The 23,786-nt window shown below is 72.0% G+C and carries 20 protein-coding genes; 14 read left to right on the forward strand and 6 right to left on the reverse strand.

Annotated elements, in window-relative coordinates; all coding sequences use genetic code 11:
• Window positions 1-318: 318 nt before the first annotated feature.
• Entirely contained in the window at window positions 319-606 is a 288-nt protein-coding gene (locus tag ACFV18_RS22355; RefSeq protein ID WP_380485806.1) for a hypothetical protein, read from the reverse strand.
• Between the two features lie 136 nt (window positions 607-742).
• Window positions 743-1,942 (reverse strand): chromate efflux transporter, encoded by a 1,200-nt coding sequence (gene chrA / locus ACFV18_RS22360; RefSeq protein WP_380485808.1) that lies wholly within the window; start codon window positions 1,940-1,942, stop codon window positions 743-745.
• 194 nt (window positions 1,943-2,136) lie between these two features.
• Between chrA and ACFV18_RS22365 the strand changes: the two genes are divergently transcribed.
• Together ACFV18_RS22365 and ACFV18_RS22370 are read left to right on the forward strand one after the other, a co-directional pair.
• Window positions 2,137-3,201 (forward strand): cation diffusion facilitator family transporter, encoded by a 1,065-nt coding sequence (locus tag ACFV18_RS22365; RefSeq protein ID WP_380485810.1) that lies wholly within the window; start codon window positions 2,137-2,139, stop codon window positions 3,199-3,201.
• A 174-nt stretch (window positions 3,202-3,375) separates the two neighbouring features.
• The gene (locus ACFV18_RS22370; protein ID WP_380485919.1) at window positions 3,376-4,278 is read left to right on the forward strand and encodes a 5'-3' exonuclease H3TH domain-containing protein; all 903 of its coding nucleotides are present in this window, start codon (window positions 3,376-3,378) and stop codon (window positions 4,276-4,278) included.
• A gap of 7 nt (window positions 4,279-4,285) precedes the next feature.
• Here the strand turns inward: ACFV18_RS22370 and ACFV18_RS22375 are convergent, their stop codons facing one another.
• Together ACFV18_RS22375 and ACFV18_RS22380 are read right to left on the reverse strand one after the other, a co-directional pair.
• On the reverse strand, window positions 4,286-5,086 hold the full coding sequence (locus tag ACFV18_RS22375; protein WP_380485812.1) for a hypothetical protein: 801 nt from the start codon (window positions 5,084-5,086) through the stop codon (window positions 4,286-4,288).
• 2 nt (window positions 5,087-5,088) lie between these two features.
• Window positions 5,089-5,661: an RNA polymerase sigma factor gene (locus ACFV18_RS22380; protein WP_380485814.1), complete on the reverse strand. Its 573-nt coding sequence runs from the start codon at window positions 5,659-5,661 to the stop codon at window positions 5,089-5,091.
• 315 nt (window positions 5,662-5,976) lie between these two features.
• Between ACFV18_RS22380 and ACFV18_RS22385 the strand changes: the two genes are divergently transcribed.
• Window positions 5,977-6,813: an SAM-dependent methyltransferase gene (locus tag ACFV18_RS22385; RefSeq protein WP_380485816.1), complete on the forward strand. Its 837-nt coding sequence runs from the start codon at window positions 5,977-5,979 to the stop codon at window positions 6,811-6,813.
• Between the two features lie 201 nt (window positions 6,814-7,014).
• Here the strand turns inward: ACFV18_RS22385 and ACFV18_RS22390 are convergent, their stop codons facing one another.
• Window positions 7,015-9,864: a DEAD/DEAH box helicase gene (locus tag ACFV18_RS22390; RefSeq protein WP_380485817.1), complete on the reverse strand. Its 2,850-nt coding sequence runs from the start codon at window positions 9,862-9,864 to the stop codon at window positions 7,015-7,017.
• Window positions 9,865-10,266: 402 nt separating this feature from the next.
• Here ACFV18_RS22390 and ACFV18_RS22395 point away from each other — a divergent pair, with 402 nt between their 5' ends.
• The 11 genes from ACFV18_RS22395 (at window position 10,267) to ACFV18_RS22445 (ending at window position 21,838) form a co-directional block, all read left to right on the forward strand.
• Entirely contained in the window at window positions 10,267-10,998 is a 732-nt protein-coding gene (locus ACFV18_RS22395; RefSeq protein WP_380485819.1) for a hypothetical protein, read from the forward strand.
• A 756-nt stretch (window positions 10,999-11,754) separates the two neighbouring features.
• Window positions 11,755-12,129 carry a hypothetical protein gene (locus tag ACFV18_RS22400; protein WP_380485821.1) on the forward strand — a complete coding sequence of 125 codons (375 nt, stop codon included), beginning with the start codon at window positions 11,755-11,757 and terminating at the stop codon, window positions 12,127-12,129.
• A gap of 48 nt (window positions 12,130-12,177) precedes the next feature.
• Window positions 12,178-12,507 carry an ArsR/SmtB family transcription factor gene (locus ACFV18_RS22405; protein WP_380485822.1) on the forward strand — a complete coding sequence of 110 codons (330 nt, stop codon included), beginning with the start codon at window positions 12,178-12,180 and terminating at the stop codon, window positions 12,505-12,507.
• Between the two features lie 302 nt (window positions 12,508-12,809).
• A complete protein-coding gene (locus tag ACFV18_RS22410) occupies window positions 12,810-14,891 on the forward strand; it encodes a prolyl oligopeptidase family serine peptidase (protein ID WP_380485824.1) in 2,082 nt (693 codons plus the stop codon).
• A gap of 62 nt (window positions 14,892-14,953) precedes the next feature.
• Complete coding sequence (locus tag ACFV18_RS22415) at window positions 14,954-17,299, forward strand: immune inhibitor A domain-containing protein (protein ID WP_380485826.1); 2,346 nt, start codon at window positions 14,954-14,956, stop codon at window positions 17,297-17,299.
• Window positions 17,300-17,363: 64 nt separating this feature from the next.
• Complete coding sequence (locus tag ACFV18_RS22420) at window positions 17,364-17,936, forward strand: helix-turn-helix domain-containing protein (protein WP_380485828.1); 573 nt, start codon at window positions 17,364-17,366, stop codon at window positions 17,934-17,936.
• Entirely contained in the window at window positions 17,933-19,231 is a 1,299-nt protein-coding gene (locus ACFV18_RS22425; RefSeq protein ID WP_380485830.1) for an MFS transporter, read from the forward strand. Before ACFV18_RS22420 ends, ACFV18_RS22425 begins: the two co-directional genes overlap by 4 nt.
• Before the next feature lie 178 nt (window positions 19,232-19,409).
• On the forward strand, window positions 19,410-19,793 hold the full coding sequence (locus ACFV18_RS22430) for a hypothetical protein (RefSeq protein ID WP_100584651.1): 384 nt from the start codon (window positions 19,410-19,412) through the stop codon (window positions 19,791-19,793).
• Between the two features lie 233 nt (window positions 19,794-20,026).
• Window positions 20,027-20,896 (forward strand): transcriptional regulator, encoded by an 870-nt coding sequence (locus ACFV18_RS22435; protein WP_380485832.1) that lies wholly within the window; start codon window positions 20,027-20,029, stop codon window positions 20,894-20,896.
• 37 nt (window positions 20,897-20,933) lie between these two features.
• A complete protein-coding gene (locus ACFV18_RS22440; protein ID WP_380485834.1) occupies window positions 20,934-21,365 on the forward strand; it encodes a roadblock/LC7 domain-containing protein in 432 nt (143 codons plus the stop codon).
• Between the two features lie 98 nt (window positions 21,366-21,463).
• The gene (locus tag ACFV18_RS22445; protein WP_380485836.1) at window positions 21,464-21,838 is read left to right on the forward strand and encodes a hypothetical protein; all 375 of its coding nucleotides are present in this window, start codon (window positions 21,464-21,466) and stop codon (window positions 21,836-21,838) included.
• A gap of 2 nt (window positions 21,839-21,840) precedes the next feature.
• On the opposite strand, the gene ACFV18_RS22450 is transcribed toward ACFV18_RS22445, so the two are convergent.
• Window positions 21,841-23,634, reverse strand: coding sequence for a glycoside hydrolase family 36 protein (locus tag ACFV18_RS22450; protein ID WP_380485837.1), 1,794 nt, complete (start codon window positions 23,632-23,634; stop codon window positions 21,841-21,843).
• Window positions 23,635-23,786: the final 152 nt, after the last annotated feature.

Here is a 23,786-nt window from a genome sequence, read left to right on the forward strand (position 1 = left end):
CCGTCGCACCGCCGTCCTGCCCGCCGCCCCGTACAACGACCTCCTCTCCGAAGGCGGCAAGGTGTGGCCGCGCCGGGAGCCGGTGGCCGAGGGGGTGGGCCTGCTCGACACCCTGCGCTCCGTGGTGACCGCAACCGCCGCCCGCCGGGCCGGCGTTCAGCCGGTGTTCGTTCCGCTCCGGCAGCACGCATCACCCACGTGGTGCTGATCGGCCTGCCGACGAGCACCTGCAAGAGCTACCGCCTGACGGCGGGCACGGCGGCGGGCGCACCGGCCGCCGCGATGCCGCCGGTGCGCGGCAGGGAGTGTCGGGCTCCTTCAGGGCGCGCAGTAGGTGTTCAGTTCGTTGATGTCACGTTTGAGCGCCTCGGTGGCCCCGCCGTTCCGGGGGTGGTCGTCGATGAACTGCTGGGCGTCGTCGCGGACGTCCTGCCAGCCGGTGTCGTCGGTGGGGGCGCCGGCGTTGGCCAGGTCCTGCCGGGTCTGCGTGACGGCGTCGCCGCACATGCTTGCGGGCCGGGCGACGGCGGGCGCCGTCCAGGCCAGGGCGGCCAGCGGCAGGGCGGCGAGCACGGCGACAGCGAGTGTGCGAGGCGTGGCGGCCATCCGTGGCGCTCCTTCTCCGAGGTTCCGTCGTTCGGCGGTCACGGTACGCACCTGCGGCACCCATTCCCGGGCACCACGCCATCGGACCCGGCTCGTTCGCCGCCCGACGCGCCCCCTGCCGGTCCGCACGCTCCCGTTATGGGAGCGGGAGGCCGACCAGCGCGGCGACGGTGCCGAGCGCGCCGGCGGCCAGCAGGCAGGGGACGACGCCCCGGCGGAGGGCGAGCAGCCAGAGCGCGGCGAGGGCCAGGATCGCGTACTGCCAGGGGCGGTGCAGGGCCAGTGCCAGCGGGAGTGCGGAGCCGGCGATCGCGCCGATGACGGCGGGGCCGGCGCCGGTGAGGAAGTCCTGGACGGCGGTGTTGGCGCGCAGGCGGTCGAAGTGGGCGGCGCCGAGCAGCACGAGAAGGAAGGACGGGGCGAAGGCCACCGTCGCGGCGAGCAGTCCGCCGAGGATGCCCGCAGCGGCGTAGCCGACCACGGCGACGGTCTGGACGACCGGGCCGGGGGTGATCTGGCCGAGGGCGACGGCGTTCAGGAACTGGCCGTCCGTCATCCAGTGGTAGCGGTGCACGGCGTCCTGCTGCATCAGCGGGATGATCACGAATCCGCCGCCGTAGGAGAGCGCGCCGACCTTGAAGGCGACCCAGGCGAGCGCGCCGAGTCCGCCGGTCGCGGCCAGTCCGGGGACCAGCAGCGGGAGCGCCGGGCGCGGGGGCTCACCCTCCGGTCGGCGCGCCGCGGTGTCGGGGGTGTCACCCGTTCGGCTGGTTCGGCGGGTGCCGCGCCGGAAGGCGATCTCGGCGGCGCCGGTGGCCAGCAGGACCAGCACCAGCCACGGTCCGGTGAGGATCGCCGCGGCGGCGCCGAGCAGCAGGTAGCAGGCCCAGCGAACCCGGGCCGGGCCGGCGCCGGAGCGCTGCAGGCTGGCCGGGAGCAGCGCGGTCGCGGCCTGCACGGCGACGGCGGCGACCGCCGCACCCGCCCCGGCGGCGGCACCGAGCACCCAGCGCGGCGGGTTGCCGGCCAGGAACAGGGCGGCCAGCAGCAGGATCAGCGCCAGCCCGGGCAGGATGAACGCCGCGCCGCCGACCAGCGCACCGGCCGTTCCGCGCACCCGCCAGGCGGTGAAGATCGCCAGCTGGGTGGAGGCCGGGCCGGGCAGCAGGTTGGTGGCGGCGATGCCGTCCTCGAACTCGCTCGCCGCGAGCCAGCCGCGCTGCTCCACGCACAGCCGGCGCAGCAGCAGGATGTGGGCGGGCGGCCCGCCGAACCCGAGCACGCCGATCCGGCCCCACTCCTTGGCGATCACCGTCAGCGGCACCTGCTCCGTCATCGCTCCTCATTCCCGTCCGGCGGCACTTCTGTTCAGCGGCCCGAACATCCGCGCGACCTGGGCGGATGCGGGCCGCACCTTACCTGACCCGAATGGCCTACAAGAGAACGACAACGGTCACCAGTACAGCCTTTGGATCTTCCTCCGGATTGGGGTTCACTTCCGGTGCGGAGACCGGATGCGGAGGGACCTCGATGGCCAACCACGCGCACGCGCACGAGCAGGACCGCGAGCACGATCACGATCACCAGGGCGATCACGGGCACGGTGGGCACGCCGGCCACAGCCACGCCGTTTCGGCGGACGCGGACCGCCGCTGGCTGTGGAGCGCGCTGATCCTGCTGGTGGTGTTCATGGCCGGCGAGGTGGTGGTCGGTTTCGCGGCGCAGTCGCTGGCGCTGATCTCGGACGCGGCGCACATGCTGACCGATGCGGCGTCGATCGCGCTCGCGCTGGTGGCGATGCGGCTGGCGGCGCGTCCGGCGCGCGGCGGCTACACGTACGGGTTGAAGCGCGCGGAGATCCTGTCCGCGCAGGCGAACGGGGTGACGCTGCTGGTGCTGTCGGCGTGGCTGGGCTACGAGGCGGTCGCCCGGCTGATCGCGCCGCCGGCGGTGACGGGGTCGCTGGTGCTGGTGACGGCGCTGGTGGGCGTGGTGGTGAACGTCGCGGCGACCTGGTGCATGTCGAAGGCGAACCGGTCCTCGCTGAACGTGGAAGGCGCTTTCCAGCACGTCCTGACCGATCTGTACGCGTTCATCGCGACGGCGGTGGCGGGTGCGGTGGTGCTGCTCACCGGTTTCGTCCGGGCGGACGCGATCGCTTCGCTGGTGGTGGTGGCACTGATGCTGCGGGCCGGGATCGGACTGGTGCGGGATTCGGCGCGGATCTTCCTGGAGGCGGCGCCCGCCGGGATCGACCCGGACCAGGTGGCGGACCGGCTGGTGGCCACCGAGCAGGTGGAGGAGATCCACGACCTGCACATCTGGGAGATCACCTCCAACCAGCCCGCGCTGTCGGCGCACATCCTGGTCACCCCGGGCGGCGACTGCCACGCGGTACAGCGCGAGCTGCAGCGGCGGCTGCGCGAGGAGTACCGGATCACCCACGCCACCCTCCAGGTCGACCACGTCGGCGAGAGCGGCACGGACGGGCTGCTGCAGATCTCGTCCAGCAGCGCGGCTGCCGAGGAGGAGACCCGCGAGCACTGCGCGGACGCGCACGGACCGGTGCATCGTGCCGGACCGCACCCGCACTGAGCACCCGCGCTGAGGGCCGGGCCGCATCCGCGCTGAGCACTCGCGTGTGAGAGCCGGACCGCACCCGCACTGAGCACCCGCACGTGAGAGCCGGGCCGCACCCGCGCTGAGGGCCGGGTTGTCACCGGCATGCGGCATGATCAGGGGGTGACCGCACCCACCGCACCGCGCCTGATGCTGCTCGACACCGCCAGCCTCTACTTCCGCGCCTACTTCGGCGTACCGGATTCGCTGCGTTCGCCGCAGGGCGAGCCGGTGAACGCGGTGCGCGGGCTGCTGGACTTCATCGCCCGCCTGGTGCAGGACCACGGTCCGGACCACCTGGTGGCCTGCATGGACGCGGACTGGCGCCCGCAGTGGCGGGTCGATCTGATCCCCACCTACAAGACCCATCGGGTGGCGGAGGCGGCGACCGACGGCGAGGAGGAGGTGCCGGACACCCTCGCCCCGCAGGTCCCGGTGATCGAGCAGGTGCTGGACGCCATCGGCCTGGCCCGGGTCGGCGTCCCCGGCTACGAGGCGGACGACGTGATCGGCACCCTGGCCACCCGCGCCACCGGCCCGGTCGAGATCGTCACCGGCGACCGCGACCTCTTCCAACTGGTCGACGACGCCCGCGCGGTGACGGTGCTGTACCCGGCGAAGGGCATCGGCGCGGCGCAGCGCATGGACGACGCGGCGCTGCTGGCAAAGTACGGCGTCCCTGGCTCCTCCTACGCCGACCTCGCCGCCCTGCGCGGTGACGCGAGCGACGGCCTGCCGGGCGTGAAGGGCATCGGCGAGAAGACCGCCACCCAACTGATCCAGACCTACGGCGACTTGGCGGCCGTCCGCGCGGCCGCCGCCGACCCCGCCTCCAAGCTCACCCCGGCCCGCCGCAAGAACCTCCTGGATGCGGCCCCGTACCTGGACGTCGCCCCGACCGTGGTCCGAGTCGCCACCGACATCCAACTCCCGCCCTTCGACCCCCAGTTGCCCCGCGAGCCCCGCGACCCGATGGCCCTGGAATCGCTCGCCGCCCGCTGGGGCCTGGGCACGTCGCTGACCCGGGTGCTGGAGGTACTGGCGGCCCGCTAGGAACGCGTCAGCCGCACGGGTTCCGGGTGGCGGTGAGGATGCCCTCCGAGGGATGCCGGTGCCGGTAGTACCAGAGGATGGGTTCGTCGCGGCGGGCGGTCTCGGGGGCTGGGTGGGCGGCGCCGGCGGCGGTGAGGTTGGGCAGCAGTGAGGGATCGGGTTGGGGGACCTCGCCGTAGTCCTCGTCGTCCACGGCGACCGGGAGTTGGTGGATGACGGCGGCGATCCGCGGCGGAAGGTGGACGTCGAGGCCTTCGTGGCAGCGGGCGATGATGTCGTCGCGCACATGTGCGGGGAGCAGACTGGCGCCGACTGCGACGGGCGTGACGGCAGGGCGGGGTTCCTCGGCCATCGCCTCGGCCCGGTCCCGCCACATGTCGGCGTCCTGGAGCTCGCCGCGGCTGCGGTGCAGCAGGTTGAGGCAGCTGGCGGCCGTGTAGCTGCCGGCGCCGGCGGCGAACTCCCACCAGAACTGCGCGGCCTCCCGGCGGCCCGTCACCTGCAGCAGAGCCCCGAGGACCAACGCGCCCTCGGGGTGAATGCGACGACTGTTGGCCAGTTGCTCCAACGACGGGGCCGCCTGGGGCTGGGTGAGGACGAGCGAGACGGCGAGGCCGAGTTCGTGGGCCGCCTGCCGGTGCTCGGTGCCCATCGGGCGCGGAGCACCGAACAGGCGGCGCCAGGCGCTGCGGGCCGCGGCCGCCAGGTCCCGCGGCGACAGGTCCGCCGGGTCACGGCGTCCCCCGTCGGCCGGTCCGGTCCGCTGTCCGGTGGGTGCGGGTGCGGATGCCGAGCGGTCGCGTCCCATGTTCACTCCTCGCTCGCGGTTTCCTGCACACCCAGCAGGCGGCGGAGCTTGCGCATCGCCTGGTGGTGGGTGGTCCGCGCGTTGGTCTCGGTGGTGTCCAGGTGCTCGGCGATCAGCGAGTACTCGAGCGCGAGGAGGTCGCGCAGGACCACCACTGTGCGCTGACGTTCAGTAAGACGCCGCAGCGCCTCGGCCACCTCCTGACGACCACCGAGGTCGCCCAGTTCATCCTGGACCCGCTTGAGGAAGTGGCGGATGCACTCGGAGCGGTCGTCCTTCGGGCTGCGGGGCAGCTGTCCGGTCTCGATGAAGGCCTCGGCGACGGCGTCCCCGATCAGGCTGATGAGCAGCTTGCGCACCTCATCGACAGGCTGCTCGGCGCGCATCACGGCACTCCACTGCGACTGGAGCTGCCGCTTCAGCTCCTCGACCACTCGCAGGGCGCGATCCTCGTCGTGGAGCATGGCGCAGGCGAGGCCGAACCAGACACCGCTGTGACTGTCGCAGAACGCGATATACGACCGTCGCAGTACTTCCCTCATGTGGGACCGCGGCGCCTTTTCGTACTGGTTCACGGCTCGATTCCTCCTAGCGGCCGGCTTCGTTGCCGGTCGCAAGTCGCTTCTGTAGTGGGCTGATTACTGCCCGCACCGACATGGAAGCGCATCGGATCGTCGAACGTGAAGCCGATCACACAACAACACTGTGAAACAAAGTGAATGATGCTCAGTCAGCTGATTGACCATCAACTTCCGCTCAAATGCGATCAGTTCGGAAAGGCATCGGGCGGCAGACCATGGCGCCTGGTTTCGGACTCCGACCGCCCTTGATTGCCCATTGGGAGGTGTGGGCATAGTGGGAGGAGGTCACGCCGAGGACTGGGGGAGCAGATGGCGGACGAAACCAGGGGAAGCGGCGACATACCCGGGGCCGAGGTGACTCTCGACATCCACCGCCCGCACTCGGCGCGAATGTACGACTACTTCCTCGGCGGCACGACCAACTTCGAGCCGGACCGGGCTGCGGCCGCACAGACCCTCGCGGTGTTCCCGAACGCGCCGATCGCCGCCCGCGCCAATCGGGCATTCATGCACCGGACGACCAGGATGCTGGCCCACCACGGCATCACCCAGTTCCTGGACGTGGGGACCGGCATTCCCACCTCGCCCAACCTGCACGAGATAGCCCAGCAGGTCGACCCGTCCTGCCGAGTCGTCTACGCGGACAACGACCCCATCGTGCTCACCCACGCACAGGCACTGCTGCACAGCAAACCGGAGGGCCGTACCGCCTACATCCAGGCGGACGCGCGCGACCCCGAACACGTCCTTGACGCCGTCGAGACCACCGGGGTGATCGACCTGGGCCGACCGGTGGCGCTCAGCATGAACGCCCTTCTGCACTTCATGTCCGACGACGACGTGTACGAGATAGCGGAGGCGTTCAAACGCAGGCTCCGCGCCTCCGGAAGCGCCTTGGTCCTCTCCCACGTCACCCCCGACTTCGCGCCCGAGGACACGGCTCGCGGCGTCCGCGCGTACCGGGAGTCCGGCACCTACGTCCAAACCCGCGCGCGCGCCGAGTTCGCCCGCTTTTTCCACGGCTGGAACCTGGCCGACCCCGGAATCGTGCCCACCCCGCGCTGGCGCCCCGACGCCGAACCCGCCGGGGTCACGGTCAGCGATGCCCAAGCCTCCTGTTACGGAGCCGTGGCGTTCCGCCCCTGACCCGGCACTTCCACCGTGTCACGCCCGCGGGCCGGTTGTGAAGCCGAACCGTCCCCGATCCGATGGGCCGGCAGACCGCAACTCCCGCCTGCCAGAGATCCCCGAAGCTCGTCGGCCGCACGTGGGGAAGGCGGACCTGACAACAGCGCAGGGCCCGGCCGTTCGGGAGGAGCGGCCGGGCCCTGGGTGTGTCAGCTGCCGTTACCCGACGGACGAGTAGGCGATGATGCCGCGGCGCATGCCGTCGACGGCCTTGCGGGCGGTGCGGCGGAGTTCGAGGTTGTCGCCGGCGGCGTCCTGGATCTGGCCGAGGACGTCGATGAGTTGCTTGGTCCAGCGGACGAAGTCGCCGGCGGGCATGTCGGCGTCGCGCAGGACGGAGTCCAGGTCGTGGCCGAGTGCCCAGCGGTAGGCGGGCCAGGCGAAGCCCAGGTCGGGTTCGCGCTGGCCGACGCCCTCGGCGGTGGAGATCTTGTGCTGCTCCTCCAGGGCGTCGAGCTTGCCCCAGATCCGGACCATCCGGCCGAGCGCGTCCTTGGCGCCGCCCTCGGGGACCCGGGGGGCGGTGGCGTCGTCGGACTGCCGGGCCTCGTAGACCAGCGCCGAGGCGCAGGCGGCGAGTTCGGCGGCGGCGAGGCCGTCCCAGATGCCCTCGCGGATGCATTCGGAGGCGAGCAGGTCGAGTTCGCCGTAGAGGCGGGCCAGGCGCTTGCCGTCCTCGGTGACGGTGTCGCCGCTGAGGTAGCCGAGGTCGGTGAGCAGGCCGCAGACCCGGTCGAAGGTGCGGGCGATGGTGTGGGTGCGGGAGCGCATCCGGCGCTCCAGCAGTTCGGTGTCGCGGTGCAGGCGGTGGTAGCGCTCGGACCAGCGGGCGTGGTCCTCGCGTTCGTCGCAGCCGTGGCAGGGGTGCTGGCGCAGGGCGGCGCGCAGCCGGGCGATCTCGGGGTCGTCGGCGGCGGCGGCGCGGCCCTTGCGGTAGCGCTCGGGTTCGAGGTGGCCGGCCTTGGTGCGCAGTGCGGAGGCGAGGTCGCGGCGGGACTGCGGGCTGCGCGGGTTGAAGGACTTGGGGATGCGCATCCGGTCCATGGCGGCGACCGGGTGCGGGAAGTCGATCATCGCGAGGCGCTTGACCTGGCGTTCGGCGGTGAGCACGACGGGACGCGGCCCGTCCTGGTAGTCGGGGTGGCGGTGGCCGCCGCGGCCGTGCCCGCTCCGGCTGTCCGGCGGCAGGCCGGGGTCGAGGACGAGGGCGAGGCCGGCGAACTTGCCGGTGGGGACGTGGATGATGTCGCCGGGCCGGAGCTGCTCGATGGATTCGATGGCGGAGGCGCGGCGCTGCGAGGAGCCTTCGCGGGCGAGTTCGTTCTCGCGGTCCTTGAGCTGCCGGCGCAGCGACATGTATTCGTCGAAGTCGCCGAGGTGGCAGGTCATCGACTCGCGGTAGCCGTCCAGGCCTTCTTCGTTGCGCTGCACCTGGCGGGCGATGCCGACCACCGAGCGGTCGGCCTGGAACTGTGCGAAGGAGGTCTCCAGCAGTTCGCGGGAGCGGTGCCGTCCGAACTGGCCGACCAGGTTGACGGCCATGTTGTAGGACGGGCGGAAGGAGGACTTCAGCGGGTAGGTGCGGGTGCCGGCCAGGCCGGCCAGTGCCTCCGGGTCGAGGCCGCGCTGCCACAGGACCACGGCGTGGCCCTCGATGTCGATGCCGCGGCGGCCGGCCCGGCCGGTGAGCTGGGTGTACTCGCCGGGGGTGATGTCGGCGTGGGTTTCGCCGTTCCACTTGACCAGCTTCTCCATGACCACCGAGCGGGCGGGCATGTTGATGCCGAGGGCGAGCGTCTCGGTGGCGAAGACCGCCTTGACCAGGCCCTTGACGAAGAGCTCCTCGACGACTTCCTTGAACCGCGGCAGCATGCCGGCGTGGTGGGCGGCGATGCCGCGCTCCAGGCCGTCGAGCCACTCGAAGTAGCCGAGCACGTTGAGGTCCTCGTCGGGGATGTCGCGGCAGCGTTCCTCGACGAAGCGGCGGACGGTGAGACGGTCGGCCTCCCGGTTCAGGCGCAGGCCGGAGTTGAGGCACTGCTGGACGGCGGCCTCGCAGCCGGCCCGGCTGAAGATGAAGGTGATCGCGGGCAGCAGGCCTTCGGCGTCGAGCCGGTCGATCACGTCGACCCGGCCCGGCGTCCAGACCCGGCCGGGGCGGCCGGCGGGCATCGAGCGGCCGCGGCCGCGGGCGAACCTGTCCCGGCCGCGGTCGCTCTCGGAGCGGGCCAGGCGCACCAGTTCGGGGTTGACGGCCTTGGCGGGGTTCTTCAGGCTGCCCTTGGGGCGGCCGTCCCGGTCGGGGCTGGCGAACAGGTCGTACATCCGGTTGCCGGCCATCACGTGCTGCCACAGCGGGACGGGGCGGTGCTCGGAGACGATCACTTCGGTGCCGCCGCGCACGGTGTCCAGCCAGTCGCCGAACTCCTCGGCGTTGGAGACGGTCGCGGACAGCGACACCAGCGTCACGGATTCGGGGAGGTGGATGATGACCTCCTCCCAGACGGCGCCGCGGAAGCGGTCGGCGAGGTAGTGCACCTCGTCCATCACCACGTAGCCGAGGCCGTCGAGGGCGCTGGAGCCCGCGTACAGCATGTTGCGCAGCACCTCGGTGGTCATCACGACCACCGGTGCGTCGCCGTTGACGGAGTTGTCGCCGGTGAGCAGGCCGACCTTGGCGGCGCCGTAGCGCTTGACCAGGTCTCCGTACTTCTGGTTGGACAGCGCCTTGATCGGCGTGGTGTAGAAGCACTTGCGGCCGGCGGCCAGCGCCAGGTGGACGGCGAACTCGCCGACGATGGTCTTGCCGCTGCCGGTCGGGGCGGCGACCAGGACGCCCTTACCGCTCTCCAGCGTCTCGCAGGCGCGGACCTGGAAGTCGTCGAGCGGGAAGTCGTACAACTGCTGGAAGCCGTAGAGGGCCGTGGCCTGCACCTTGGCGCGCTCGCGGGAGGCCGCGTACCGCTCGGCGGGGCTGAGTTGCTCTTCGGGCGTGGGGCTGCCGTGCACTGGCGTCACCTTTTCTTCCCGTGGGTGTGGCTGGACGGGGGCGCAGACGGCGACGCCTGCGGCTGCGGGGCCGTGGCCCTGGAGGGCGACGGGGCGCAGCGGGTGCTTGGGGTGTGGTGATCGAGCATCTCAGCCTGAGATTACCCGTCTGGAGTGACATCAACATCAGACTTTTCCGGCAGCTGAAATGGGCGGGCGGTGGGTGGGCGGCGAATGGGCGGTGAATGGTGCGAAGCGTGATCGGGCGGGTGCCGGGGGTAATCGGGGAGGGCCTGCGGGAGGGATCAGGGAGGGCGTGCGGGAGAGATCGGGAAGGGGGCGCGGGAGTGGGTACTGGCGGGTCCGGCCCGGGTGCGGAAAACCGGGTGCGGGTCGAACTCGCGTTCCGCTAGCGTCCTCGCCGTGGCCAAGTTGAACCAGATCATCGCCGTGGAAAAAGGCGTCAAGTCGAAGTCGTTCCAGGAGCTGACGCAGGCTCACCAGGATCTGCAGAAGCCCGCCCTGCTGGCCGGCATCTCGCGGTCGTACCAGCCGAAGGACGAGGAGGGCGAGCAGTTGCCGCCCGAGTCGACGCGGGTCCAGGTCAAGGCGGAGGACGTGCTGCGCGCCACCGCCGCCACGCTGACCCGGCTGTTCGACGTGACGGCCACCAAGGACTGGGCCAATACCGAGGCCCGGGCGGACGTGGTGGTGGACGGGCGGACGCTGGTGGCCGGCGTGCCCGTCACCTACCTGCTGTTCCTGGAGAAGCAGTTGACCGACCTGCGGACGTTCGTCCGCAAGCTGCCGGTGCTGGACGCCGCCGAGTCCTGGTCGCACGACCCGTCCTCGGACGCGTGGAAGACCGAGGCGGTGCGCACCATCCGCACCAAGAAGGTGCCGCGCAACCACGTGAAGGCGGAGGCGACGGAGAAGCACCCGGCGCAGGTCGAGGTCTACTACGAGGACGTCGCGATCGGGTACTGGACGACCGTGAAGTTCTCCGGCGCGCTGCCCGCGCGGCGGGTGAACGAGCTGCTGGAGCGGGTGGAGAAGCTCCAGCAGGCGGTGCAGTTCGCCCGCGAGGAGGCGAACGCCGGGGAGGTCACCGACCGCCGGGTCGGCGACGCCGTTTTCGGCTACCTGTTCGGGTAGCCCCATGAGCCCCCCGGGTGAGACCGGGGGTGGCGCGAAAAGCGCAAGCTGACACTGAAGTTGAAGCTGACTTCGGGGTACACGGTGGAGGTTCGAGTCCTCCCCCCGGCACCAACGCGCGCCGGGGTGGCCCAACTTGGCAGAGGCAAACCCCGTCAATCTCAGACTCTCGCTCAAGTCTCAGCATTCGCCGCCGAGCGCCGGATCGACCGGTCGAGGGCCGGTAACGTCGGATGCGGGTTCGACTCCCGCCTGCGCCTCTCCGCGGCGCGGTAGCTTCAATGGCAAAGCACGACGTTGTGAGAGTGACCCTCGGCCTTAAATGTGCCGGCGCAGAGCAATTGGGTGGCACCTCAGGGGCCCGGGAGCTGGATACCGCTCCCGGGCTCCGTCACGTTTCGGGGGCGGGTTCGTCCGGCTCGGGGCGGGTGCGTCGTGTTCGGGGCGGGTTCGTCCGGCTCGGGGCGGGTCCGTTTGTGTTCGGGCGGCTCGGAGGGAGTTCATCTACCCAGGGATGATCCGCGCAGGGATGGTTGCGTTCGGCGGGTTTCGCGGATGTTCCCCAGGGCCGACCGAAGAAATCGCACTTACGTGAACTGTTCACATCCAGAGTTGCAAATGTCTTCATGTGGTCGGCGAATCGGCGGCGACAGATCAACCTGCGACCAGAGTCGAACGATTGTGGTCGGCAGATGGCCGCAGTGCGGTCCGGTTCCTACAGTCGTGCCACCGAACCCCACGACAGGAGGACAGGCGATGGCGAATCTCGAGACCTCGCTCAAGGAAGCCATGACCATCGAAGGTGCCATCGGGGTGGCCCTGGTGGACTACGGCAGCGGGATGGCACTGGGCACTCTCGGCGACGGCGGGGAGATCGATCTGAACGTCGCCGCCGCCGCCAACACCGACCTGGTGCGCGCCAAGATGCGGGCGATGGAGCTGCTCAACCTCCACGACGACGGCATCGAGGACATTCTGGTCACCCTGACCGGGCAGTACCACCTGATCCGCCCGCTGACCACGGCCGGCGGGCGCGGGCTGTTCCTCTACCTCGTGCTCAACCGCAGCCGGTCCAACCTGGCAATGGCCCGGCACCAGTTGAAGCGGATCGAGTCGTCCCTGGAGGTCTGAGTACGGAGCGGCGGCCCGTGGGCCGCCGACGACAGAAGGGGAGGAAGCATGCCCGTACCGCTGTACCAGGCCAAGGCCGACTTCTTCCGGATGCTCGGCCATCCGGTCCGGATCCGAGTGCTCGAACTGCTCCAGGCGGGGCCGACGCCCGTCCGCGAGCTACTGCCCGAGCTCGACGTCGAACCGTCCAGTCTCTCCCAGCAGTTGGCCATCCTGCGCCGCTCCGGTCTGGTCACCGCCACCCGTGAGGGCTCCACCGTGGTCTACGCGCTGGCCGGCGCCGACGTCGCCGAACTGCTGCGCACCGCCCGCCGGATACTCACCGAGCTGCTCGCCGACCAGGGCATGCTGCTGGAGCAGCTCCGCGCCTCCCACTGAGCACCCCCGACGGGCCACCCGCTCCCCCACCCGGATGGCCCGTCAGCGGTGTTCGCTCAGGCAGTTCGGGCAGCTCAGGCAGTTCGGGCAGCTCGGGCAGTTCAGGCAGTTCAGGCAGCTCGGGCAGTTCAGGCAGCTCGGGCAGTTCAGGCAGCTCGGGCAGTTCAGGCAGCTCGGGCACTTCAGGCGGTCCACATGGCGCCGCCCGACCGATAGCCGACCGGCTGGGCGCTGGTGCTGTGTGAAATTTCACATGTCATACATCTGGCATAATCGAGCCTCCTCGGGCCACCATTCAGCAGGTGACCCACACCGACCCCTTCCTCGCGCTGAGCGCCGCCACCGGCCGCTTCAGCTACGGCTCACCCCGCGCGGTCACTCTCGCCGCCGACGCGAGCCGCGCCCTGTTCCTGCGCTCCACCGGCCCGACCGACCCGGTCGAGCGCCTGTGGAGCTATGACCTGGCGGACGGTCAGGAACGCCTGATCGCCGACCCGTTGGACCTCGCGCCCGACCGCACCGGCGCGATCGCGGACCTGCCTGCGGTGGAGCGCCGCCTGCGCGAGCGGATCCGGCTCTGGGCGCCCGGCATCGGCTCGTTCGCCGCCACCGCCGATCTCGCCACGGCGGTCTTCGCCCTCGACGGCCGGCTCTTCCGCTGCGAGACCGGGACCGGCGCCTGCACCGAACTCCCGGTCGCGGGCCCCGCGTTCGACCCGCGCCCGAACCCGGACGGCTCGTTCGTCGCGTACGTCGCCGACGACGCGCTGCACCTGACGCCGGGCGGCCGGCTCAGCCCGGCGGACGGGGCGCGCTGGGGCGTGGCGGAGTTCGCGGCGACCGAGGAGCTGGGCCGCACCCGGGGCCACTGGTGGTCGCCCGACGGCACCGCGCTGCTGACCGCCCGGGTGGACGAATCTCCGCTGCCGCTGCGGCACTTGGGCGATCCGGCGCACCCGGAGCAGGAGCCGGACACCTTCGCCTACCCGCAGGCCGGCGGCCCGAACGCGGACGTCCAGCTGTGGGTGCTGCGCCTGTCCGGCGCCCGCACCCAACTGCGCTGGGACGATGCCGAGTTCCCGTACGTGTTGGCGGCCGGCTGGGAGGGCGACGGGGAGATCCTGCTGACCGTCGCGGACCGGCTCCAGCAGCGGATCCTGCTGCTGAGCGCCGACCCGGCCACCGGCGTCACGCGTGAACTCTCCTGCACCGAGGACGAGTTCTGGGTGGACCCGCTGCCGGGCACCCCGCTGCGGCTGCCCGACGGGAGGGTGCTGACCTCGGCGGACACCCCTGCGGCGCGCGGCCTGGCGCTGGACGGCAAGCCGCTGACGGACGAGCGGCTCCAGGTGCGCCGGGTGGTCGGCCCGTGGCAGGGCGGCCTGCTGGTCGAGGCGGGCGACGGCGACCCGGCCGACCAGCACGTGTTCCTGCTGGACCCGGACGGCGGGGCCCCGGAGCGGCTCACCGAGGGCCCGGGCGTGCACACGGTGGCCGCGCACGGCGAGGGCGTGCTGCTGCTCACCTCGGCCACCCTCGACGGCGTCCGGCGCGAGCTGCGCCGGCACGGCATCCGCACCGCCTTCCCCGACCTTGCGGCCGAACTCCCGTACCGTCCCACGCCGTTGCTGGCCAGGGTGACCGAGCACGGGCTGCCCTCCGCGGTGCTGTACCCGCGCGGGCACGTGGCGGGCCGGCGGCTGCCGGTGCTGCTGGACGTGTACGGCGGCCCGGGCTACCAGGCGGTCGCGCACGAGCCGCGCCGCTGGCAGCTGAAGCAGTGGTGGGCCGACCAGGGCTTCGCGGTGGTGACCGTGGACAACCGCGGAACGCCCTTTGTGTCACCGGAGTTCACCCGGGCGATCTTCCGCCGCTTCTCGCAGGTGGCGATCGACGACCAGGTCGCGGCGCTGCAGGCGCTGGGCGCCGCGCACCCGGATCTGGACCTGTCCCGGGTGGGCGTGCGCGGCTGGTCGTACGGCGGGTACTTCGCGGCGATGGCGGTGCTGCGCCGGCCGGACGTGTTCCACGCGGCGAGCGCGGGTGCGCCGCCGACCGACTTCCGGCTGTACGACACCGCTTACACCGAGCGGTACTTGGGGCTGCCGCAGGAGAACCCGCAGGGGTACGAGGCGGACTGCCTGCTCGCCGACGCGCCGTCACTGACCCGTCCGCTGCTGCTGATCCACGGGCTGGCGGACGACAACGTGCACCCCTCGCACACGCTGCTGCTGTCGCAGGCGCTGACCCGGACCGGCCGTCCGCACGCGGTGCTTCCGCTGCCGGGAGTGAGCCACATGCTGCCGGACGGGGAGCTGGAGCGGGTGGCGGCGGTGGAACTGGACTTCCTGCGACGGGAGTTGGGCGCGACCCCTTCCGCGTGATGCATGACATGTGAAATATTACCCCCCATTCCTTTACCTTCCCTTCCGCTAAGGAGCGGGACTTGCGCAGACTCCCCACAGCCCTCCTGGCTGCGCTGACCACTGGCGCGATAGCCCTGACCGCCGTCCCGGCGTCCGCCCAACCGTCCTCCCCGGCACCGCAGTCGGCGTCCGAGGGCCGCGAGGCCCCGTCGTCCCCGCTGCCGCCGCAGGAACGGGCCCGGCAGGCGCTCAAGGCGCAGGCCATGGAGCAGGTCAACCAGGGCAAGGTCGCCAGGAGCGACAAGGGCACCACCCCGGCCAAGGTGAAGATCGGCAACGACTACGTCCAGCTCGCGCACCAGCGCACCGACAAGGTCTTCGTGATCCTCGCCCAGTTCGGCGACCAGGTCGACAACTCCACGCTGTACAACGGGAAGCCGCGCTACGGCGGCACCCCGGGCCCGCAGCACAACCAGATCGCCAAGCCGGGCTCGAACGACACGCACACCTACTGGCAGAGCGACTTCAGCCGCAGCTTCTACCAGAAGATGTTCTTCGACGACGCGCCGGGCGCGAACTCGATGCGCAACTTCTACCGCACCCAGTCCTCGGGCCGGTACGACATCGAGGGCACCGTCACCGACTGGGTCACCCTGCCGTGGAACGAGGCCCGGTACGGTTCCAACAAGGGCCCGCAGGGCGGCGGCGCCTGGACGCAGGCGCAGGAGTTCGTCCGGGACGCCACCAAGGCCTGGTACGACGGCGAGATCGCCAAGGGCCGCTCGGCGGCGGACGTCAAGGCGGAGCTGGCGCAGTACGACGTCCAGGACCGCTACGACTACGACAAGGACGGGAACTTCGACGAGCCGGACGGCTACCTCGACAACGTGATCGTGGTGCACGCCGGCGTGGACGAGACCTGGGGTGGCGGCGCGCAGGGCGCCGACGCCCTGTGGGCGCACCGCAGTTGGACCTTCCCCGACCCGTCCGGCCGGACCGGCCCGGAGGGCAACCGGATCGGCGGCGCGCCGGTCGGCGACACCGGCCTGTACGTGTACGACTACGTGCAGGCGGGCGAGAACAGCGGAGTGGGCCTGTTCTCCCACGAGTTCGGGCACAACCTGGGCCTGCCGGACCTGTACTCGACCAACGGCGGTGACAACTCCGTCAGTTTCTGGTCGCTGATGTCCTCGGGCTCGTACCTGGGCAAGGGGCGCAACAGCACCGGCGAGTACCCGGGCGACCTGGACGCCTGGAGCAAGTTGCAGATGGGCTGGCTGAATTACGACGAGGCGCAGGCCGCCACCCGTTCCAGCCACACCCTGGGCGTCTCCGGCTACAACACGGACCAGGCGCAGGCCGTCCTGGTGCACCTGCCGCCGGGTTCGACCACCACCACGCTGGCCGACCCGTTCGAGGGCGGCGCGCAGTGGTGGAGCGACACCGGCGACAACATGGACGCCTCGCTGGCGCGCACCGTGGACCTGACCCGTACCACCGGCTCGGCCGCGCTGGACGCCGCATCCTGGTGGGACACCGAGCAGGACTACGACTTCTTCACGGTGGAGGCCTCGGCCGACGGCGGGAAGAGCTGGACGCCGCTGCACGGCACCGTCGACGGGCAGCCGATCGGCGACACTCCCGCGAACACCCCTGGCCTGAGCGGCAGTTCGGGTGGCTGGCGGCAGCTGCACCTCCCGCTGGACGGCTACCTCGGCAAGCAGGTGCAGGTGCGCTTCCACGTCACCTCCGACACCAACACCCACGGCAAGGGCGTGCTGGTGGACGCGGTGAAGCTGACCGCGGACGGCGCGGTGCTGCTGGCCGACGGCGCGGAGGGCGGCCCGGGCGACTGGGCGGCCGTCGGGTTCTCGGTCATTCACGGCAAGGACGCCGTCAAGCAGCACCCGCGGGCGTACCTGGTGGAGAACCGCCGCTACGTCGGGTACGGCGCGTTCCTGAAGACCGGCCCGTACAACTTCGGCTACCGGGACGTCCCGGGCCGCGGCGACGTCATCGACACCTACCCGTACCAGGAGGGCGTGCTGGTGTGGCTGTGGGACACCTCCTACGGCGACAACAACACCGTCGATCACCTGGGCGGCGGGCTGATCCTGCCGGTGGACGCGCACCCGAAGGCGCTGCGGTTCGCGGACGGTTCGCTCAGCAACGGGCGTTCGCAGCCTTACGACGCGACGTTCTCGCTGAAGAAGACCGACGCGTTCACGCTGCACAAGGCGGGCGTGGCGACCAAGGTGCCCTCGGAGCCGGCGGTGCCGGTGTTCAACGACCACAGCGGGGTGTACAGCGACCCGGCGATCCCGCAGCTCGGGGTGAAGGTGCCGGACACCAACACCCGGATCGAGGTCGTGCGTGAGACCCAGGGCGGCAAGCTGACCACCGTCAAGGTGGGCCCGGCCTCCTGAATCCAGCACCGGCCGGCGGCTGTTCCTCTTGTAAAGGCTTCTTTCCAAAGATAGCTTTAGATACATGAGCGAACAGCCGTCGGCCGTCCGGCTGACCGATCCGCGCGCCCTGCGCGCCTACGCCCACCCGACCCGGATGGCCCTGGTGGGCCTGCTCCGCGTGCACGGGCCGCTGACCGCGACCCGCGCCGCGGAGCTGATCGGCACCGAGTCGGTCGCCAGCTGCTCCTTCCACCTGCGCCAGCTCGCCAAGTACGGGCTGGTCGAGGAGGCCGGCGGCGGGCGCGGCCGGGAGAAGCCCTGGCGGGCCACGGCCACGTTCACCAGCTGGGACGCCTCCCCCGCCGACCCGGAGCAGGCCGCCGCCGTCGACACCTTGCAACGCGCCGTGCTGGACGGCTACTTCGCCCGCGCCACCGCCTGGCTGGAGCAGCGCGCCGAGGATCCGCCCGAGTGGCGCGAGGCGGCCGGCTTCGGCGACACCGTGGTCCGGGTCACCGCCGAGGAGCTCGCCGAACTCCTCACCCGGATCGAGGAGTTGACCCGCCCCTACGTGGAGCGCGCGGACGCTCTCCCGGAGGGTGCCCGCCCCGTCCAGCTGATCCAACTGGCCGTCCCGACGGACGTGCGGCCGTGACCGGTCGCCCACGCATACCCGAGCTGCTGCGCGAGCCGGCCTTCCGCCGGTACTGGACCGGGCAGAGCATCTCCTCGCTGGGCGACCAGATCACCCTGCTGGTGATCCCGCTGATCGCGGTCTCCGCCCTGCATGCCGACGCCGCGCAGATGGGCTACCTGGCCGCCGCCGGTTACCTGCCGTACCTGCTGCTGTCGCTGCACGCGGGCGGCTGGGCCGACCGCTACGGGCGGCGCCGCCGGGTGATGATCGCCACCGACCTGGGCCGTGCCGCGGTGCTGCTGACCGTCCCGATCGCCTGGGCCGCGGGCCTGTTGACGCTGTTCCAGCTGTACGCGGTGGTCCTCGCGGTCGGCGCGCTGTCGGTGTTCTTCAACGTCTGCAACCCGCCGCTGTTCGTCGCGCTCGTCCCCGCCGGCCAGTACCTGCGCGGCAACGCGCTGATCAACGGCAGCCGCGCGGCCAGCTGCGTGGCGGGCCCGGGCCTCGGCGGCCTGCTGGTCCAACTGCTGGCCGCTCCTTTGGCGTTGGTGGTGGACGCGGCGTCCTTTCTGACGTCCGCACTGTTCCTGCACCGGATCGAGGCGGCGGAGCCGCCGCCCGCCGAGGCCGGGCGCGGCTCGGCCGGCCAGGGGCTGCGCTGGATCCGCCGTTCCCCCGTGGTGCGGGCCGCGCTGCTCGGCACCGCCACCGTCAACCTGTTCACCTTCGTCATCAGCGCACTGTTCGTGCTCTACGCCACCCGTGAACTCGGCTTCAGCGCAGGCCTGTTGGGCTCGGTGCTGGCCGCCGCCGCGGTCGGTGCGCTGCTCGGCGCGGCGGTCACCGGACGGCTGGCCGCCCGGATCGGCGTCGGGCCGGCCTTCCTGTTCGGCCTGGTGCTGTTCCCCGCGCCGCTGCTGCTGATCCCGCTGGCCGGCGGCTCGGTCGGCACCGCCGCCGCGCTGCTGTTCGGTGCCGAATTCCTGTCCGGCGCCGGTGTGATGATCCTCGACATCTCGGCCGGGGCGATCTTCGCCGCCTGCATCCCGGACGCCCTGCGCTCCCGGGTGTTCGGCGCCTACCAGGCCGTCAACTACGGTGTGCGGCCGCTCGGTTCACTGCTCGGCGGCCTGCTCGGCTCCGCCCTGGGCCTGCGCCCCGCACTCTGGATCGCCGCGATCGGAGCGGTGGCCTCCGGGCTGTGGGTGCTGTTCTCGCCGATCCCGCGCCTGCGCGAACTCCCCGGCCAGGACGGGCCGGTGGACCGGGACGAACCCGCTGACCAGGGGGAACGGAACGAACAGCCGGCCTGACGACAGCTCGGGAGAACGGGCCACCCTAGCGCATTCGGGCATATGCCCGATGGATATGGCCGAAAGTCTCGCCCTCCGGGGACCCCGCCGGTAGCGTTGCGTTTCGGTCAGACTACCGCAGGTGAAGGCGGTGGCAGCGACGCACCGTGCCCCACACGGTGGGGAGGGAACGCGCTACGTGCCCGGTATCGAGGAGTGCCTTGCGGAAGCCATGGGGATCACCGGCGCCCTGGGGGTCAGCCTGGTCGACTGGACCAACGGCCTGGCCATCGGAACCGCCGGACTGGGCCCCGACGGCGACCACGAGGTCGGGGCCGCCGACGCCACCGAACTCGCCCGGGCCGTCACCCAGACCCCGTCGTTCGCCGACCCGGACTCCGGCGCCCCGCCCGCCGAGGACGTCATCGTCACCTCGGCCGGCAACTACCACCTGATCCGTTTCGTCCCCGCCGCCTTCGACGCGAACGTCTTCCTCTACCTCCGGCTGGACCGCGACCACGCCAACCTGGCGATGGCCCGGCTCCGCCTCGCCGCCATCGCCGACCGACTGGTGCTCACCTGATGTGGCCCACCGATACCCTCACCGCACCCACCGAGACACCCACTCCGAGGTTCGACGCCCTTCCCCCGCGCGTCGTCCCGCAGGCCGCCCGGCACGCCGCTCCGGCCGTCCGCGAGCTCGCTCCGACTGCCCGCGCGCTCGCTCCGGCCGCCGTTCCGCCGATGCCGACCGTACCGCCACTGCTGGTCGCGCCCCCATTCCCTGGACCCCAACTCACCTCTGTATCACCGGAGTTGGGGCACCGGCCGGGACGCGCCCAGGCCGCTCCGCTGCCGCGCCGCCGGCGGTCCAGCTGCGCGCCCGCGACCACCTTCGAGGCGGCGCTCACCGACCTCGCCGCCCAGGGCGTCACCGGCGTCCTGCACGGCCCGGACGGCGCGGTGCACCTGGCGGCCGGACTGGTGGTGCACGCCGAGTCGCCGCGCGGCGCGAGCGTCGGCCACCTGCTCACCGGCGCGGGCCGGATCACCGTCCGCGCCTGGGAGGAGAGCATGGCGCTCGGCGGCGGGCACCCCGCCGACCAGCTGCTCGCGACCGGCCTGGTCGGACCCGGCGAACTCGAACTCGCCCGCCTCGCCGCGACCCTGGACGGCGCCCAGGACGCGCTCGCCCAGCACGACGTCGAACTGCGCTTCGACCCCGACGCCCGCCCCGCCTTCCGGCTCGGCCGCCCGCTGTCCGTCCTGGAGCTGCGCGGCGCGGTCGGCCGACGGCGCGCCCTGCTGGACGCCTGCTGGCCGTCCGCCGAGCTCGACTCCGCCCCGCCCATCGCCACCGGCGCGGCCCCGGTGCGCCGCTCGGCCGTGCCACGCCACCGCCGACAGGCGCTGCTGGCCGCCGCCGACGGCACCCGCACCGTGCCCGAACTGGCCCGGCTGCTGGGCCGCTCCACCTTCGGCACCCTGCTGGACGTCCGGCAGTTGGCCGCCGCCGGACTGCTCGCGGCCGGCCGGCCCGCCGTCCTCCCCGACCCGCCACCGGCCGCCGGGCCTGGGCCCGCGCCGCCGGACGTGCTGTTGCCGCCCGGTCCGCGCTCCTACGACTCCTCGGACCCGGAGGTGGGCCTGCTGCTCCGTCTACGCGCCGCTCTGGAGGCCCTGTGACCGCCCTGCCCGTCCGCCCCTGCCCGCCGTCCGAGTCATGAAGCGCACCTTTCGTCAACTGACCGCGAGGAGGACGCCCGTGCTGCCCGAAGCCGAGGTGCAGGCCGAACTGCGCGGCCTGCGTTCCCGCGTCCCGCACCTGACGGGTTCGCTGGTCGCCACCGTCGACGGTCTGGTGGTGGCCCACGACACCAGCGCCCTGGAGGCGGAGAGCGTGGCCGCGCTGACCGCCGCCGCGCTCGGCGTCGGCGCGCGACTGACGGAGGCCACCGGGCAGGGCGCCTTCCTGGAGCTGCTCACCCGCGGCGAGCGCGGCTACACGGCGACGTACGCCGCCGGCTCGTACACCGTGCTCACGCTGCTGGCGGGCGCGCAGGCCAACGTCGGCCGCCTGCACCTGGAGGCCCGCCGGGCCGGGGCGCGGATAGCCGCCCTCGCCGACACGGACCTGGACCGCAGCCCGCTCTGACCCTCCCCTCCCCCTTCGACGCTCATCTCACCTCCGAACCACCCGGTCCGTCGATCTGACGTGCCGTCAATTCACTTACTGGAAGAGGTACTTGCACCATGGCTGCTGTGGAATCCGCGCTCAAGGAGATCATGGGGTCGATCGACGGCACCATCGGTGTCGCCCTGGTCGACTACAACAGCGGGATGGCCCTGGGCCTGATCGGCGGCGGTCCGGAACTGGACCTGAACGTCGCCGCCGCCGGCAACACCGACGTGGTCCGGGCCAAGCTGCGCGCGATGGAACTGCTCAACCTGAACGAGGCGATCGAGGACATCCTGATCACTCTCTCCTCCCAGTACCACCTGATCCGCCCGCTCACCTCCCGCTCCGGCAAGGGCCTGTTCCTGTACCTGGCGCTGGACCGCAACCGGGCGAACCTGGCGATGGCCCGCCACCAGCTGAAGAAGGTCGAGACCGACCTGGAGGTCTGACGCTACCCGGCCCTGCGGAGGGTGAGCAGGCCCCCGGTGGGCACCCGGACGGCGAGTTCCGTTCCCTCGATCGGGGTCTGCGCCCGCGCCACCTCCCCGCCCAGGCAGTCCTGGACCAGCAGGTCGAGGCGGCCCGGCGCCCGGTCGAAGTCGATCCGCACCAAGGTGTCCGGGTCGGCGTTCGCCACCAGCAGCAGCCGCCAGTCGCCGTCGGCGCGCAGCGGCAGCGGGGCGTAGCGGCCGAACGCGAGCGCGTCCGCGCTCCGCGCCTCGATCACGGGGTACGCCAACTCGGGCCGGTGCGGGCGCAGTTCGCTTCGCTGGAGCAGCTCGCGGTGTTCCTTCATGACGCCCAGCCAGAACCTGAGGGCGGCCAGTTGCTCGGCGCGCTGCACGCCGAGGTCGACGGAGACCTGGGCGGTGGCGAACAGCACCGACTGGAACAGTACGGCGATCTGCTCCGGGCTCTCCTCGGGGTGCCAGGTCAGCGGGTCGGCGTGCACGGCGAGCGGCCCGGCGGTGAGTCGCAGGTCCGCGGTGCGGACCCGGTTCTCGACGGCGTTGTGCGGGCAGTCGGCGGCCCGGACCATGGTGGCGTACGGCCACAGGCCGGGGCCGAGGTAGTCCTGCCGGTGCTCGACCAGCACGTCGGGGCGGGTGGCGCGGAGTCGTTCGTCGAGGTCGGCGAGCAGTTTCCGCACGCCTTCGGCGACGGTGGCGCAGTCCGCTTCGGGTGAGGCGGTGTGGGGTGCGGCGCCGGGTGCGGGCCGGCGGGCGAAGGTGTCGATGAAGTCGACCTTCAGTCCGTCGACGCCGTACTTCTCAACGGCGGCGGCGAGCCGTTCGACCTGGTGGGCGCGGACGGTGGCGCTGCGCGGGTCGAGCAGGTGGGTCTCCAGCTGCGGCAGGTGGGCGAGGGTGTGGCCGGCCAGTCGCTTCGCCGCTTCGCTGCGGTCGCCGACGAACGGGACGGCGTGCCACAGCAGGTAGTTCAGGCCGAGGCCGCGGATCCGGGCGACGTGCCCGGCGAAGTCCGGGAAGTCGGTGGGGGCGGGCTGCCAGTCGCCGGTGGTGGCGTAGGAGCGGGTGCGTTCGTCGGTCTGCCAGCCGTCGTCCACGATCAGGGTGCGGAAGCCGAGCGGGGCGGCGAGTTCGGCGAGGCGTTCGACGTCGGTGGCGGCCATCGCCAGGTGCAGCGCGTACCAGGTGCAGAACACCGGCTCGAAGGCGGCGTCGGGGACGCTGCGGACGGGCGCGAGGGTGGCCCACCAGTCGGCGGATTCCCTTACGGTGTCGGCGAAGTGACGGCCACTCAGGTCGATGCGCAGGGCGATCCGGGGGCCGTCCTGCTCGACCCACCAGCTGTAGCGTCCGGTCTCCTCGACGGCGCCTTCGCCGATGGCGACGGGCCGGACGAGTTCGCCGACGGCGAAGGTGCACAGCGCGCCGTCGCCCGGGCCGACCAGGCTGCCGACGGGCGCGCCCTTGGGCAGCGAGGCCTCCCGGGGCGTCGCCCAACTCGGGGGCAGCCAGCGGGCGTTGGTGTTGGGTGTCCAGTAGCCGGTGGCGCCGGTGCAGGGCAGCTGCCACTCGATCCGCAGGCGGGCGTCCGGCTCGGTGCTGGACGCCTCGATCAACAGCACGCCGGGGAAGGCGAGTTCGGTCACGGTCACGGCCGGGGCGGCCTCGCTGCCGACCGCCGTCACCCGGACGGTGAGCGGGCCGGCATCGACGGTGCGGGAGGTCTCGGTGCGGCCGGACGGCGGGGCGGAGCCGTCCCAGGACAGTGCGGTCACGCGGGGTTTCCTTTCACGGGGGGGGTGGTCCCGCCCCGGCCGGCCGCGGAAGCGGGAGAACGGCCGGCCGGGGCGGGTGTTCGGTGCGTCGGCCCGGCGACGCGCGCCGGTCAGCGGCGCAGCGAGCGGCGCAACGAGCGGTTCAGCGGCGC

The sequence above is a fragment of the Kitasatospora sp. NPDC059673 genome (assembly GCF_042734215.1).
In the GTDB taxonomy this organism is placed as follows: Bacteria; Actinomycetota; Actinomycetes; order Streptomycetales; family Streptomycetaceae; genus Kitasatospora.